This is a genomic window from Nocardia araoensis NBRC 100135 (genome assembly GCF_000308435.1).
Taxonomy (GTDB): Bacteria; Actinomycetota; Actinomycetes; order Mycobacteriales; family Mycobacteriaceae; genus Nocardia; species Nocardia araoensis.
On the sequence record NZ_BAFR01000107.1, the window covers coordinates 159,739 to 172,785 of the forward strand.

19 protein-coding genes are annotated in these 13,047 nt (G+C 69.5%); 8 read left to right on the plus strand and 11 right to left on the minus strand.

The window, feature by feature from the left end:
* Nucleotides 1-147: 147 nt before the first annotated feature.
* A complete protein-coding gene (locus ON21_RS13805) occupies nucleotides 148-942 on the plus strand; it encodes a hypothetical protein (RefSeq protein ID WP_039798232.1) in 795 nt (264 codons plus the stop codon).
* Here ON21_RS13805 and ON21_RS13810 read toward each other — a convergent pair.
* The 3 genes from ON21_RS13810 to ON21_RS13820 all read right to left on the minus strand — a co-directional run bounded on the left by ON21_RS13810 (nucleotide 939) and on the right by ON21_RS13820 (nucleotide 3,050).
* Nucleotides 939-1,328, minus strand: a complete 390-nt coding sequence (locus ON21_RS13810) for a VOC family protein (RefSeq protein WP_039798298.1) — start codon at nucleotides 1,326-1,328, stop codon at nucleotides 939-941. The two genes, ON21_RS13805 and ON21_RS13810, sit on opposite strands and share 4 nt — an antisense overlap.
* 96 nt (nucleotides 1,329-1,424) lie before the next feature.
* Nucleotides 1,425-2,723, minus strand: a complete 1,299-nt coding sequence (locus ON21_RS13815; RefSeq protein ID WP_039798233.1) for an NtaA/DmoA family FMN-dependent monooxygenase — start codon at nucleotides 2,721-2,723, stop codon at nucleotides 1,425-1,427.
* Between the two features lie 147 nt (nucleotides 2,724-2,870).
* Nucleotides 2,871-3,050 carry a hypothetical protein gene (locus ON21_RS13820; RefSeq protein WP_039798234.1) on the minus strand — a complete coding sequence of 60 codons (180 nt, stop codon included), beginning with the start codon at nucleotides 3,048-3,050 and terminating at the stop codon, nucleotides 2,871-2,873.
* 227 nt (nucleotides 3,051-3,277) lie between these two features.
* Here ON21_RS13820 and ON21_RS13825 point away from each other — a divergent pair, with 227 nt between their 5' ends.
* Entirely contained in the window at nucleotides 3,278-3,529 is a 252-nt protein-coding gene (locus ON21_RS13825) for a hypothetical protein (RefSeq protein ID WP_039798235.1), read from the plus strand.
* Nucleotides 3,530-3,541: 12 nt separating this feature from the next.
* On the opposite strand, the gene ON21_RS13830 is transcribed toward ON21_RS13825, so the two are convergent.
* Nucleotides 3,542-4,180 carry a TetR family transcriptional regulator gene (locus tag ON21_RS13830; RefSeq protein ID WP_039798237.1) on the minus strand — a complete coding sequence of 213 codons (639 nt, stop codon included), beginning with the start codon at nucleotides 4,178-4,180 and terminating at the stop codon, nucleotides 3,542-3,544.
* 76 nt (nucleotides 4,181-4,256) lie between these two features.
* Between ON21_RS13830 and ON21_RS13835 the strand changes: the two genes are divergently transcribed.
* From ON21_RS13835 to ON21_RS13845, 3 genes are all read left to right on the plus strand, one after another.
* Nucleotides 4,257-5,006, plus strand: coding sequence for an SDR family NAD(P)-dependent oxidoreductase (locus ON21_RS13835; RefSeq protein ID WP_157170833.1), 750 nt, complete (start codon nucleotides 4,257-4,259; stop codon nucleotides 5,004-5,006).
* Entirely contained in the window at nucleotides 5,003-5,506 is a 504-nt protein-coding gene (locus ON21_RS13840; RefSeq protein WP_039798239.1) for a VOC family protein, read from the plus strand. Before ON21_RS13835 ends, ON21_RS13840 begins: the two co-directional genes overlap by 4 nt.
* Nucleotides 5,507-5,647: 141 nt before the next feature.
* Nucleotides 5,648-6,523, plus strand: coding sequence for a TIGR03619 family F420-dependent LLM class oxidoreductase (locus ON21_RS13845; protein ID WP_039798240.1), 876 nt, complete (start codon nucleotides 5,648-5,650; stop codon nucleotides 6,521-6,523).
* Nucleotides 6,524-6,536: 13 nt separating this feature from the next.
* Here ON21_RS13845 and ON21_RS13850 read toward each other — a convergent pair whose 3' ends face one another.
* The 5 genes from ON21_RS13850 to ON21_RS13870 all read right to left on the minus strand — a co-directional run bounded on the left by ON21_RS13850 (nucleotide 6,537) and on the right by ON21_RS13870 (nucleotide 10,558).
* Nucleotides 6,537-7,394 (minus strand): fructosamine kinase family protein, encoded by an 858-nt coding sequence (locus tag ON21_RS13850; protein ID WP_051020776.1) that lies wholly within the window; start codon nucleotides 7,392-7,394, stop codon nucleotides 6,537-6,539.
* Nucleotides 7,391-8,170, minus strand: coding sequence for a helix-turn-helix domain-containing protein (locus ON21_RS13855; RefSeq protein ID WP_039798241.1), 780 nt, complete (start codon nucleotides 8,168-8,170; stop codon nucleotides 7,391-7,393). The genes ON21_RS13850 and ON21_RS13855 overlap by 4 nt, the downstream gene beginning before the upstream one ends.
* Before the next feature lie 168 nt (nucleotides 8,171-8,338).
* A complete protein-coding gene (locus ON21_RS13860) occupies nucleotides 8,339-8,920 on the minus strand; it encodes a hypothetical protein (RefSeq protein ID WP_051020777.1) in 582 nt (193 codons plus the stop codon).
* A 136-nt stretch (nucleotides 8,921-9,056) separates the two neighbouring features.
* Nucleotides 9,057-9,620: a TetR/AcrR family transcriptional regulator gene (locus ON21_RS13865; protein WP_039798243.1), complete on the minus strand. Its 564-nt coding sequence runs from the start codon at nucleotides 9,618-9,620 to the stop codon at nucleotides 9,057-9,059.
* On the minus strand, nucleotides 9,617-10,558 hold the full coding sequence (locus tag ON21_RS13870; RefSeq protein WP_063821070.1) for an esterase/lipase family protein: 942 nt from the start codon (nucleotides 10,556-10,558) through the stop codon (nucleotides 9,617-9,619). The genes ON21_RS13865 and ON21_RS13870 overlap by 4 nt, the downstream gene beginning before the upstream one ends.
* Before the next feature lie 164 nt (nucleotides 10,559-10,722).
* Between ON21_RS13870 and ON21_RS13875 the strand changes: the two genes are divergently transcribed.
* From ON21_RS13875 to ON21_RS13880, 3 genes are read left to right on the plus strand one after another with little or no spacing between them, the layout of a single operon-like run.
* Complete coding sequence (locus ON21_RS13875; protein WP_086006413.1) at nucleotides 10,723-11,103, plus strand: inorganic diphosphatase; 381 nt, start codon at nucleotides 10,723-10,725, stop codon at nucleotides 11,101-11,103.
* A 49-nt stretch (nucleotides 11,104-11,152) separates the two neighbouring features.
* Nucleotides 11,153-11,269 (plus strand): LPXTG cell wall anchor domain-containing protein, encoded by a 117-nt coding sequence (locus ON21_RS38400; protein WP_157170834.1) that lies wholly within the window; start codon nucleotides 11,153-11,155, stop codon nucleotides 11,267-11,269.
* Nucleotides 11,270-11,278: 9 nt separating this feature from the next.
* Entirely contained in the window at nucleotides 11,279-11,509 is a 231-nt protein-coding gene (locus ON21_RS13880) for a DUF6480 family protein (RefSeq protein ID WP_039798244.1), read from the plus strand.
* A 67-nt stretch (nucleotides 11,510-11,576) separates the two neighbouring features.
* Here the strand turns inward: ON21_RS13880 and ON21_RS13885 are convergent, their stop codons facing one another.
* Both ON21_RS13885 and ON21_RS13890 read right to left on the minus strand, forming a co-directional pair.
* Nucleotides 11,577-12,416 carry an SDR family oxidoreductase gene (locus ON21_RS13885; protein WP_039798245.1) on the minus strand — a complete coding sequence of 280 codons (840 nt, stop codon included), beginning with the start codon at nucleotides 12,414-12,416 and terminating at the stop codon, nucleotides 11,577-11,579.
* 37 nt (nucleotides 12,417-12,453) lie between these two features.
* Nucleotides 12,454-13,014: a hemerythrin domain-containing protein gene (locus tag ON21_RS13890; RefSeq protein ID WP_039798247.1), complete on the minus strand. Its 561-nt coding sequence runs from the start codon at nucleotides 13,012-13,014 to the stop codon at nucleotides 12,454-12,456.
* Nucleotides 13,015-13,047: the final 33 nt, after the last annotated feature.

Sequence of the window (13,047 nt, forward strand, 5' to 3'; positions counted from 1 at the left end):
TATTGCTTTCGGCAGCAGCGCTATTCATGCGGCACCGGCGAAAATGGAGCGATGGTACAACCAACCCCTTGGCAGGTAAGCGAAGCGCGAGACCGTCGGAGCCGCGGCTCCGGAGGCACCGGACGCGGGGCGAGGCCACCACGGGGTGTGGACTGGGGCTTCTTGTTCGCGGCGGTCGCGAGTGCGGTCGGCTTCGCTCTGCTGTTCCAGCCGTGGCTTTCGGCGTCGGGTTCGGGTGGTGTGGCCCGCTCCGACGCGTTCGGCCGGGTCACCGGGGTCACCAACGGTTTCGACGAGTGGTCGGTGTCGAAATTCCGTGACGTGAACATCAGTGGCGCGTGGGGTCTGCTGGCCGCGGCCGCGATGCTCGTCACCGTGTTCGCCGCGCTGGCGCAGATTCGGGTGCGCACTCGCGCGCTCGCTGCTCTGGTGATCGGCTCCAGCGCGACCGCGGCGATCGTGGTGCTGATCGCCCTGATGTATCTGGATGCCAGGGGGCCGGAACTGAGGATCCTGATCGATCCGGGTGAGGGTCTCGGCGCGGGGTTGGTGCACCGGTTTCTCGGCGAGTTCGGGAGTGCATCCGGTTCGGGTGAGCGGCGTATGGCCAGCGCGGGACTGACCTCGATGGCGTTGCTCGCCGGAGTGCTGAGCTCCGCCGCCGCGGTGGCCGCGATCGCGCAGGGCACTCGCCGCTACGGCCTCAGCCCGATGCGCGCCCTGTCGTGGTTGGTGACGCCGCTGCCCGCCGAGCCGGAGCAACCCGTGGCCGTCGCCGAGGCGCCACGGCCGGTGGCGCAGCCGACGCCGGACGCCGCGGAGCGGCTGCTGTGGGACGAGCTGGTGTTCGACGACGACTTGGTCGCCAACGTCACGTGGGTGCGGAACCCGCCTCGGCCCGAAACGCCCGGGGATCGGTCGAAGCCGGTCCTCACCCGCTAGCGGCCGGCGGCCGGTCCCAGCACGCGCGCCCGTGTCTCGGGCGACCACTGCACGTATTCCACTTCCGCGCCGTCGGCGTGCCGGACGTACACGAAGGTCCCGGTGGCGCTGGTGAGCGGGCCGGCGATCAGCTCGGCGCCGTATTCGCTCACCGTCCGCAGTACAGCGTCGAGATCGTCGACTATCACCGGGCCGACCGTGGTCCGGTAGCGCTCCACATCGTCGGGGCGGCCCGCGATGAGCAGGAAGTCGCCGACGGCGGCGAGTTCGGCGCGCTCGAAGCCGAAACGGAGATCGGCTTTCGCGCCGGCCAGCCGTTCGTAGATCGGCAGGGCGGTGTCGAGGTCGGAGACGAACACTCTGGCATAGGTTTTCAGGATGCGCACCGGGTCGAGTATCTCCTCGTTCCTATGGGAGACGGGTTGCTGCACGGTATGTGCGCCGCGCGCTCATCTCGTCGAGTTGCTGCGGCAGCGGCCGCGTCAGTCCGGGAGCGGGGGTAGTTCGAGGTTTTCGCGGAAGGTCGCGCCGACGTAGTCGGAACCGGCGATGCCGCGGCGGCGAAGTTCCGGCAGCAGTCCGTTGACGACGAAGTCGCGGGTGCGGTCGTCGGCGAGCCCGCCCAGGGAGATCACGTCGAGAACGCCTGCGTCGTAGCGCTCTTCGATCGCGTCGGCAAGTTGTTCGGGGGTTCCGGCGGCGGCCCAGTGACCGGTGTCTTTGGCGGCGATGATCAGCTCTCGCAGCGTCTTTCCCGATCGCGCGAAGTTGCTGAAGATCTCGACGCGGCCGCGTCTGCGCTGCACGGAGGCCACGTCGGGCAGCAAGCTGTCCGGTAGGGGTTTGTCCAGCGGCAGGCCGGACAGGTCGACGCCGCCACCGAGCATGTCGGCGAGGGCGGCGCGGCCGGACTCGAAGTCGGTCGCCTCGGCCTGTTCCCGCGCGAGGCGCTGTGCTTCGGCTTCGGTGGCGCCGTAGGTGGCGTGGAACGAGCTCATGATCAACGGCAGGCCCTCGGCGCGGCCGAGTTCGCCGGCGCGGGCGCGGATGCGTTTGGTGTAGGTGACCGCGTCTTCGAGGGTCGGCAGTGAGGTGAACACGACCTCGGCGAACCGCGCGCCCAGTTCGATGCCGCCCGCCGATTGCCCGGCCTGGAACTGTACGGGTCTGCGTTGCGGCAGCGGCGGGATGTTCAGTGGCCCACGGACGGTGAAGTACCGGCCCGCGTGATCGATGGGCCGCACGCGGGTGGCGTCCAGGATCGCGCCGCCGTGCCCGTCGGAGGTCAGCGCGCCGGGGCGCCAGCTGTCGAACAGGGCGTTGACCACCTCGAGGGATTCGGTGGCGCGGGCATACCGCTCTTCGGGGCTGGGCAGTTCCTGGTCGCCGTAGTTCTCCTCCCCCACCGAAGAGGTCACCGCGTTCCATGCCGCGCGGCCGTTGCTGATGTGGTCGAGGGTGCCGAAGAGCCGGGCGAGGTTGTAGGGGTGGTGGAAGGTGGTGGTCACCGTCGCGATGAGCCCGATATGCGAGGTGACGGCGCTCAACGCGGACAGGAAGATCAACGGTTCCTGCGCGCCGATCGCGCCTTGCGCGCCGAAACTGAGCAGGTCGGCGGCGAAGAGGGCGTCGAACTTGTGTTGTTCGGCGATCTTCGCGATCTCGATCGAGGACGCGACCGTGGTGGTGGCCGGATCGATGGCCGCCGCGTACACGCTGACCGCACCGCTGACTCCCGTGACGATCTTCAGGGGCCGTCGTCGCCCACCAGCATTGCCCATTGCGGCGACGCTACCGGCGGGCGGCGTTGTCGGAACGGGTTGCGATCAGCGAGATGTTTTCTGCCCGACGGGAAAACACCGGGCCCGGCAGATGTCGAATGCCCGTCGCCCAGGCGATTCGGCGTGGTTTCGTACACCGGGGCCGATCTAGGCCTGCTCCGGCCCTTCGCCGTGGTCCTCGGTCCTGGGCCGGGGAGCATGCGGCACCCGCACCACTCCGGTGTCGAGATCGATGTCGAAGCGCGGCGTATAGGTCTGTCCGTCGCTGTCCTCGCTGCCCTCATGGGTCAGCTTCTTGCCCGGAAACAGCTCGCCGATCACGCCCATACGATCACCTTACGCGCGAGCGGGCCCGTCGCCTGCGCATCCCCGCACGGCGCACGATCGATGAGTGGGAGGGCCGATCGCCGGGCGATAGCCACTGGACGGGTTCCATTTCGGCACCGAGAGGATGCTGCTCGGTTAGCATCATGTTCTGCTCCTACCGGCTGAGGACCGCGGCACGGGGAGCTCTGGGCGACCGACACCGGAGTGACGACAGATCGGCCTACCAAATGGAACAAGACGCCGACCTCGCCCAGGCCAGGGTCTTCTTGGAGTTGCTGACCCGGCGAGCCCAGACGTTGGCGCGGGACATGGAATCCGCTCACCGCCGCGATCCCGCCGCGCGGCACGAACTGTACAGCGAACTGTGCGTGGTGCGCCGCTATATCGAGCGTCTGCACCGCAGATTCCCGGAAACCGCCGGGCCGCAAGCGCATCGGCAGCTGGCCGCCGTCCCGGCGACCCAGCGGACGCTGGGTTGAGCCGGGCCGGGTTCAGCGCCCCGGCGCGGCGGTCGTGCGCTCGGGGACGGGCACGGTGAGCATGGCGACGATCATGTCCACGATCTCCGCGGCGTCGCCGGGGTGGGCGGTGCGCACACCCGCTTCCAGGGTGCGCTCGTAGTCGGCGATCAACGCGAACATGACGGTGGCCATGGTTTCCAGGCGCTGTCTGCGCAGTCGCCGCGGCAGGCCGGTCAGCGCGGCGTCGAGGCGGGTGGCGATGATGCGGACCGCGGCGCGGTCGGCGCCTGCGAGGCGGTGCGCGTCCGCGACGACGGGATGGGTGCGTACCACGTCCAGGAAACGGCCGAGGTGGGTCACCCGGTCGTGGCCGAGCAATTCGAGGATGGGGGTCGCGAGCATGGCGACGAGGGCGTGCACGTCGTTGGCGCGGCCGTCGGCTTCGTGGGCGGCCAGCAGGTGCATGCGCCGCTGTTCGAGCCAGTTCATCCGGCGCTCGACGATGGCTTCGATCAGCCCGGTGCGGGAATCGAAGTAGTAGTGCACGGCGGAGTTGTTGCGCTGGCCTGCGGCGGCGGCGATGTCGCGCAGCGGCACGTCGACGCCGCGTTCGGCGATGAGGCGTTCTCCGGCGTCGAGCAAGGCGGTGCGCGAATCGTCGCTCGGCATAACCGCACTGTACTAAACACGAGTATTGACGATGTTAAACACAGATGCTTAATTGAACGGCGTGGATAATGTGGCGGTGGTCACCGGTGCCGCGTCCGGCCTCGGCGCCGCGCTGTGCCGCCTGCTGGCCGCGCGGGGCGTCGCGGTCGTGGCCGCCGACATCGATGCCGCCGGGCTGGTCGGGCTGGCCGCCGATACCGCGATCCACACCCAGGTCGTCGACGTCTGCGACGACGACCAGATGCGCCGCCTGGTGCACGGCACCGTGGCAGAGCTGGGGCGCATCGACTTCCTGTTCAACAACGCGGGGATCCGGCTCGGCGGAGCCGCCGAACAGATGCCGTTGGCGCAGTGGCGGCGGCTGGTGGATGTGAACCTGTGGGGCGTGGTGCACGCAACGCGCCACGTCTATCCGCTGATGCGCGCGCAGGGCTGCGGGCACATCGTCAACATGACGTCGCTGGCGGGACTGACACCGGTGGCGCCGTCGGCGGCGTACGCGATGACCGAGCACGCGGTGGTCGGGCTCAGCACCGCGCTGCGCGTCGAGGCGGCCGCGGCCGGTGTCCGAGTGAGCGTGGCCGTGCCCGGCGGGGTCGCGCCCGACATCGTCGATTCCGGGATCGACCTGCCCGGGTATTCGTATCGTGGTCCGGCCCGCCGGATGCCGGTCGGGATGACCGGTTCCGAACGCGCCGCGCGGCACATTCTGCGCGGCATGCGGAAGAACCGGCCCTACATCGTCTTTCCGCACTACAACAGGGCGGTCGTCGCCGCCCACCGGTGGTGTCCCGGGCTGATGAGCCGCCTCGGGGGCCGCCGATGATCGCCGGCGGACCGATCTTCCAACTGTGCTGGGTGGTGGGTGATCTGGCCGCGGCCTGCCAGGCGTTCACCACCCGGTACGGAGTCGGCGAGTGGTTCACCATCCCGGATGTCCACTTCGGCCCCGATGCCGCCGAACTGCGTGGCGCTCCGGCCGATTACACCATCGGCGTGGCACTCGGCTACGCGGGTGGCCAGCAGTTGGAGCTGATCGAGCCGCGCGGCGGGGTGAGCCTGTATTCCGAGCATCTGGAGCGTGTCGGCCCCGGACTGCATCACGCCGCCTGGGTGCCCGAGGACTACGACGCCGCGCTCGCCGAGGCCGCCGCGGCGGGTATCGAGATCACCGCGCGCGGCAGCTTCGACGGCGTCGGGATGGAGTTCGCCTACCTCGACGGCGGGCCGATCGGCTCGCACATCGAACTGCTGCGGTTGTCGGCGGAGATGAAAGTGCTGTTCGACCACTTGATTCCGGAAGGCTTCACCAACCCATGGCAGTAGGCGGCAGCCCTCGTGCCGTCCTCGACATCGTCGAGGCGGCTCGGGTTGTCGTCTGCGGCAGTTCCCATCACGTCCCGGTGACGGCCCCGGCCGGCGCAGGGACCCGTGCGGCGCGCTGGACGCGCCAGGAAGGCGAGCACCATGCGTTTCACCTACGCCGAGACGATGACCGATCCGTCGTACTACCTCGCTTTGGCCAAGGCCGCCGAGGAGGCCGGTTACACCTCCATGGCGGTGGCCGACAGCGTGGCGTATCCGAAGGAATCCGACGCGAAGTACCCCTACACCCCCGACGGCAGCCGGGAGTTCCTGGAGGACAAGCCGTTCGTCGAGGCGTTCGTGCTCAGCGCGGCGATGGCGGCGGTGACGACCACGCTGCGTTTCACGCCGTTCGTGCTGAAGCTGCCGATCCGGCCGCCGGTGCTGGTGGCCAAGCAGGCCGCGTCGGTGGCCGCGCTCAGCGGCAACCGGTTCGGGCTCGGTGTCGGTATCAGCCCGTGGCCGGACGATTTCGAGATCATGGGCGTGCCGTTCGACAAGCGCGGCGCACGGATGGACGAATGCATCGACATCGTGCGCGGGCTTTCGGCCGGCGGGTACTTCGAATACCACGGGCAGTTCTACGACATTCCGCCGATCAAGATCAGTCCCGTCCCGACCGAACCGGTGCCGATCCTCGTCGGCGGGCACAGCAGGCCCGCGTTGCGCCGGGCCGCGCAGCGCGGCGACGGGTGGATGCACGCCGGTGGCGACGGCGCCGAACTGGACCGGCTGCTGGGCGAATTGGACGCGTTGCGCGCGGAGTACGGCACTCGCAAGGACTTCGAGGTGCACGTCATCTCGCTGGACGGATTCACCGTCGACGGGATCAAACGCCTCGAGGACAAAGGGGTCACCGATGTGATCGTCGGCTTCCGGCTGCCCTACACCACCGAGCAGGACACCGAGCCGCTGGAGACCAAGATCGCCAATCTTTCCCGCTTCGCGGAGAAGGTCATCGCCCGGGTCAACGGGTGACGCCGGGTGTGGGTCAGGACCCGAGCGCGGCGGCGGCCGCGGCGAGGGTCCGCGCCCGGTAGCCCGCGCCGAACAGCGCGACGTGCACCAGCAGTGGATGCAGCTGGTGCAGCGGCGTGCGGGTGCGCCATCCGTCGGCGAGGGGATGGGTTTCGTGGTAGGCGGCGCGGATGCGGTCCAGGTGCGGTGCGCCGAAGAGGGCGAGCATGGCCAGGTCGGTCTCGCGGTGGCCCGCGTGCGCGGCGGGGTCGACGAGCATCGCCCGTTCCCGCGTCCACACGATGTTGCCCGACCACAGGTCGCCGTGGATGCGGGCGGGCGGTTCGGCCGGGCCCGCCAGCTCATCGATGCGATCGATGACGCGCTCGATCAGGCGCACGCCGTCGGCGCCGAGCGACGCGGCCGCCCGGCTGAGGTAGGGCGCGAGACGCTGCTGGGCGTACCACCGCGACCACGGTCCGTCCGTCGGGGCGTTGGGCAGCGGCAGGCTCGCGATCCAGCCTTCCCACGACGCACCGAACAGCTCGGCGCGGGCGGTGTGCAGTGCGGCCAGTTCACGGCCGAATCGCTCGGCGGCCGCGGGGGTGGGGGCGGTCTCGTCGAGCCACGGCAGCACCAGTGTCCGGTCGTCGGTGGCCAAGACCTCCGGCAGCAGGGCGGCGGCCGGGCCGGGCGCGGTGGCGCGCAGCCAGGACAGGCCCGCCGCTTCGGCCGCGAAGACGGGGGTCGGCTCGGCCGAGGCCTTCACGAAAACTCTTCGGCCGTCGGCTGTCTCGGCGCGGTGCAGCGTCCAGGCGTGGCTGGCGCCGAGATCGGTGACGGCGCGGACGGGCGTCTCCAGCAGGGCGGACAGCTGGGTCGCGCGGCTCACCGGGCGCCCGCGGTGAGCCGTTTCATGGTGTCCTGGTCGGCGGGGAAGAACGACTCGATGGCCAGTTCGGCGACGGTGACGTTCATCGGGGTGCCGAACACCGTCGTGACGCTGAGGAACGACAACTCGTTGCCGTCGTGCTCGATGCGCAGCGGGACCACCGCCTGGTCGGGTTCGGGGACGGCGAGCTCCACTTCGCCGCCGGGGTAGGACCGCAGTTCCTCGAGCAGCTCGGCCAGGTCCCGGGAGCCGGTGACTTCGGCTTGGCGCGCCAGGCGGGCGAAGATGTGACCGCGCCATTCGGCCAGGTTGCGGATGCGGCCGGCCATGCCGTCGGGGTGCAGGCTCAGTCGCAGCGCGTTCACCGGCGGTTTCGTCAATGCCGGATCGATACCCGCGATGAGCACGGACACGCCGCTGTTGGCGTCGATCATCGTCCAGTCCTTGTCGATGGCCAGCGCGGGGTAAGGCTCGTGGCCGGCGAGGATCTGGCGCATGGCGCCGCGGACGGCGTCCATGGCCGGGGTGTCCAGGCCGGGTTGCGCGTAGGCGGGCGCGTAGCCCGCGGCGAGCAGGACGCGGTTGCGTTCGCGCAACGGGATCTCCAGGTGCTCGGACAGGTGCACGATCATGGTGCGGCTCGGGGTGGCGCGCCCGGTTTCGATGAAGCTCAGATGCCGTGCCGAGGTGTCGGCCCGTCCGGCCAGCTCCAGCTGGCTGAGCCTGCGTTCCAGGCGCCAATGTCGCAGGAGGTCACCTGCCGTTGGGGTAGTCACGTCCCGATCCTACGAACGGCCGACCGGTGCGGCCATTACCTGCCGGGTAATGGCCACCGATACCCGAACGGTTCGCTCCGTGCCCGGCCGTGCCGCTGCCCGGCACCGTGCCCGAACATGAACGCGTCCGGCCGGAAGCATGTGCTCCCGGCCGGATGTCGGTCGATCTCAGGCCATTTCGGGAACGCGCAGATGCGCGAACGCCAGGTCGAACTCCCCGACCTCGAGCACATTGGCGCCTACGCGCTGGGTCGCCGCGCTCCTGATCCGATTGCTGTGCTCGCGGGTGGCGTCCATCGCCTCGCGAGTCGCCCACACCATCGCCCCCACCCCTCGGCCGCTGTCCCGGTCGACGAACAGGCTGGCGCTGCAGAACCCGTCGAGCGTTTCGATCTGTGGTAGCACTTCCATCCGGAACGTGTCGATCAGGCGCTCGACCTGTCCCGGATCGACCTGCACCCAACTGCACCGGGCGCAGGCGGTGTCGTCGGCCGGATGGTCACGGTGCATCGCCGCGATCTCCCACTCCTCGACGCGCTCCACCGCGCCGCCGAGTTGCCGCGCGAGCCCCTCGCGCAGTTGCTGGGCTCGTCCTCTGCTGGCCTGCAACGCCTCCTGCGACTCCCACGAGGTCGACGCGATGCAACGTCCCGTCGACCGGTTCACCAGCAACGACAGTCCGACCCACCCTTCGGATTGCGGCAGATTCGCCATCACTTCATCGCGGAGATACGCGATTCCGTCGTCCATCGATGATGGTTGGGCCGCGATTGTGCTGGAACGTGCGTACACGAGGCCACCTCCCACCCTGCTCGGGGTGGCGCCCGGGTGGCGCCACCGGACATACTCACCTTCCTCCAGCCCCCGCCCCCACGCAATGCCTCGGCTACTGCCCGGCTGTCCCACCGCTGCGGGGTCCGGTGGCCAGGCGCACCAACGCCGCACGCAGGTCCGGGCGGGCCCGCGACGCGGTCAGCTCCGCCAGCGCGATATCGGCGATCGCGGCCACGATCAGCGTCGCGACCGGTTCCGGGTCGTCCCATCCGACGGCGGCGAGATCGTCGGTGATGATCGACGCGGCTTGCCGATTGCGCGCGGCGACCTGCTCGCCAAGGCCCGCTTCGGAGCGCGCCTGGATCAGCAGGGCTTTCGTCGCGGGCTGGGCCAGGCAGCCGTCGAGGTAGGCGTGCATGCCCGTGGTCAGCCGCTCGATGCCCGGCGCCGTGCCCGAGACGGTGTCCAGCACCTGAGCGAACAGATCCTCGTGGAAGACGTGGTGCAGCGCTCGGATGTAGTCGCCGCGGCTGGACCAGTGCTGGTAGAAGCTGCCCTTGGCCATGTTCGCCCGCGCGACGATCGCGTTCACCGACAGTTTGGCCAGATCCGCCTCACCCAGCAGGGTCTGTCCCGCGTGCAGCAGTGCCTTCCGGCCCGGCTCGGCCGACCTCACGACCCGGCCACCGGGGTGAGTGGTCCGACGATGGGCGCGACCACCGGGCACTCCGCGGGCCGGGAGTGCTCCGGATCCAGCGCGTTGAGCACTTCGCGCACCGCGACCGGATCCGAGGTGAGTCCGTAGTGTTCGGAGTAGTCGGTGGCGCACACGTCCTGCAGCACGATGTTGCGGGCGTTGGGTCCGTGGAGCATGCCGGTGGTGTAGGGGGTGGCGATCTCGTCGTAGCGGCTGACGATGCTGACGAACTGCACGCCGGGCACCAGCCCGGCATCGGCCTTCAGTTCGTTCAGGAACGGCGAGTCGGGCGACATCTGGCAGGGGCCGCAACCGGCGACGACGTCCTCGGTGCCCGGCAGATCCCGCAGGGGTTTCGCCGCGGTGTCGGCGCCGCTGAGCGTGGACCCGTGATAGGGAGCGCCCAGCCCGATGTGGCGGGCGACCTTTTCGGCGCCGCCGAGGTGGTGGAAGTAGTAGAAAGGCACCGCACCGCCCATCGAATGTCCCACGAGGTCGACCTTCGACGCGCCGGTCGCGGCCAGGACGCGGTCGATGAACGCGCCGATCTGGCGAGCGCTCTCGGGAACCGGCGCCACCGCGCCCAGCGCCGGACCGAAGGCCCCGGTGCCATAGGTCGTGGTGTACACGCAGTAGCCCTCGGCCGCCAGCAAGGGCGACAAGGTCTGCCAGGTCACCGTCTCGTTGCCCAGCCCGTGCAGCAACACCACGGGATTCGGATGCGCCGCACCCGGATGGCAGGTCCGATCGTTGGCTCCCGGCGGAGGCGCCCCCGGCGCCCCCAGCTGCGCGGCCAACCCCGCCAGATAGCTGTAGGGAACGCTCGCGGGCTCCTGCGCCCCCGCGACGGGCGCCACTGCGATGAGGCACATCGCGGCGGCCGCCGCCGATGCGGCGATCCGGGACAAGGTTTTCACCTGCCACTCCTTCACTGAACACGTTATGACCGACCGGTCGGTCATAGCGTACAGGCGGTGCGGCCGGGCGGGAAGTGCGAAAGGAAGTCCGTCCTGGAGCCGTTGCCCGCCGAACCGGCGTGCGCTCCGGTGACGGCATGATCGCTCTGCCGTAGCCTGAAGCGGTGATCGAACAGGGGGAGCTCGAGGATTCGGAGTCGTTGCGATTGGCGCGGCTATTCCTCGGCCGCACAGTGGATCTCGTCATCGACCGCCCCTACGGCAGCCGCCATCCGCGGTGCGGGTTCCGCTATCTGCTCAACTACGGCTACGTTCCGCTCACCCGCGCCCCCGACGGCCAGGAACTCGACGGCTACTTTCTGGGGCCGCCCGAACCATTGGTCTTCGCCCGGGGCCGCTGCGTGGGAATCATCCACCGGTTGTACGACGATGACGACAAGCTGCTCGTCGTCCCGACCGGCAGCCCCGCGCTCGACGACGCGGCGGTCGCGGAGGCGGTCGAGTTCCAGGAGACCGCCGGGCACTACGTGATCATCGGCAGATGACCCGGGCGGGAACTCGATTGGGCCCGCGGATACCGGGTAGGTCCCTGCCATGGAACTGTTGGTGATTCTCGGACTCGCGGTGCTGGTCGGCGCGGTGATCCTGTATCGCAAGAGGTCCGGCAAACGGCCCGACGCACCCGAGGCACCCGGAAACGACGGCGTGTAGGGAGCGGCTATGAGCGCGATGGATCCCGATCCCGCGAAAACCCCCGACCTGGAACCCGGCGGTGGTGTAGCGCCCGGCGCCACACCACCGGACACGCCGCAGACGTCCGGTCTGTCGGCGCCGGAGCCCCGCACCCGACACCATTTCCCGGTCACCGGTGTGATGGCGATGCTCATCGGGGCGCTGGTGATCCTGCTGTTCGTCGCGGTCGCGGTCGGGCTCGTGGTATCGATGCTGTGACCCGGTCACCGCCGACGGTCGGCCGATCCGTCGGATCGGCCGACCGCGGGTCATCGTGCGCCGAGGGTCACAGGATCGGCCTGCCGCCGGTGACGGCGATCCGAGCGCCGGAGACGTAGCTGCCGTCGTCGGAGGCCAGCATGACGTAGGTGGGCGCCAGTTCGGCCGGTTGACCGGCGCGGCCCAGTGGGGTGTCGTCACCGAACCGGGTGACCTTCTCGACCGGCATGGTGGACGGGATCAACGGAGTCCAGATCGGTCCCGGCGCAACGCTGTTGACCCGGATGCCGCGCTCACCCAGCAGCTGCGCGAGGCTGGCGGAGAAGTTCGCGATGGCGGCTTTGGTCGCCGCGTACGGGGCCAGCGTGGGCGAGGGCATGTCGGAGTTCACCGAGGAACTGCCGATGATCGACGACCCCGGCGGCATGTGCGGCAGCGCCGCCTTCACCAGGTAGAAGTAGGCGTTGATGTTCAGCTTGACGGTGTGCTCGAACTCCTCGTCGCTGATCTCCTCGAGGGTCTCGTGCGTCATCTGGAACGCCGCGTTGCTCACCAGGACATCGATTTTCCCGAATTCCCGCACCGCCCGGTCGATGACGGCGCGGCAGTGCGCGGCGTCGGACAGGTCGCCGGGGACGAGCACCGCTTTGCGACCGGCCTGCGTCACCAGGTCGGCGACTTCCTTCGCGTCCTCGTCCTCGTCGAGGTAGGAGATCAGCACGTCCGCGCCTTCGCGGGCGAAGGCGATCGCCACCGCCCGCCCGATGCCGCTGTCGGCGCCGGTGATGACGGCGGCCTTGCCGGTCAGTTTGCCGGAACCGCGGTAGCTGTCCTCACCGCAGTCCGGCACCGGAGTCATCTTGGCCTGGATACCCGGGACTTTCTGCTGCTGCTCGGGAAACCCCATATCGGTCCTCCTTCTGGTGTTCGGGGGCTGCGGTTGTTCAGGAGTCCTGCTGCTGTCGCCAGTCGCGCACGGCGTCGCGGGCCCGGTCGAACAGCGCCAACGGCGGGCCTGCCACCAGATTCGCGAGCGCGGACTCCCCCGCGTGCGGATGCGGCCGGGTGGGCGCCACCGCCTCGGCCGCCCGCAGTGACCCGGCCATACGCTGGAGCTGGCTGCTGGAGAACTGCGCACGCAGCAGGGTGAATTCCTCGGCCTCCTCGTGCGCTGCGTGCTCGTCCACCGCGGCGGCGAACCGGGCGAGCCGTGCATCGAACTCGGGATGGTCCACCCCGAGGTCGTAGAGGTCAGCCAGCGCCCGTTTGGCCGCGTTCTCCTCCTCCAGCCGTGGCTGCACGATGTCGGCGTCGGCGCCGAAACGGGCCCGTCCGGCGACCGGGTGCACCACCTCCTCCTCGGCGCTTTCGTGCACGGCGAGCAACCGCACCAATTCGGTGAACAGATCCTGTTTCCCGTCGTGGTCGGCCCGCAATCGCGCCAGCAATCCGCGAATCTCCTCGTGCTGGGCGGTGAGCAGGTCGACGACATCCTGGTCGGTCATCGCAACTCTCGTTTCTGTCGCTCGGAACGTATT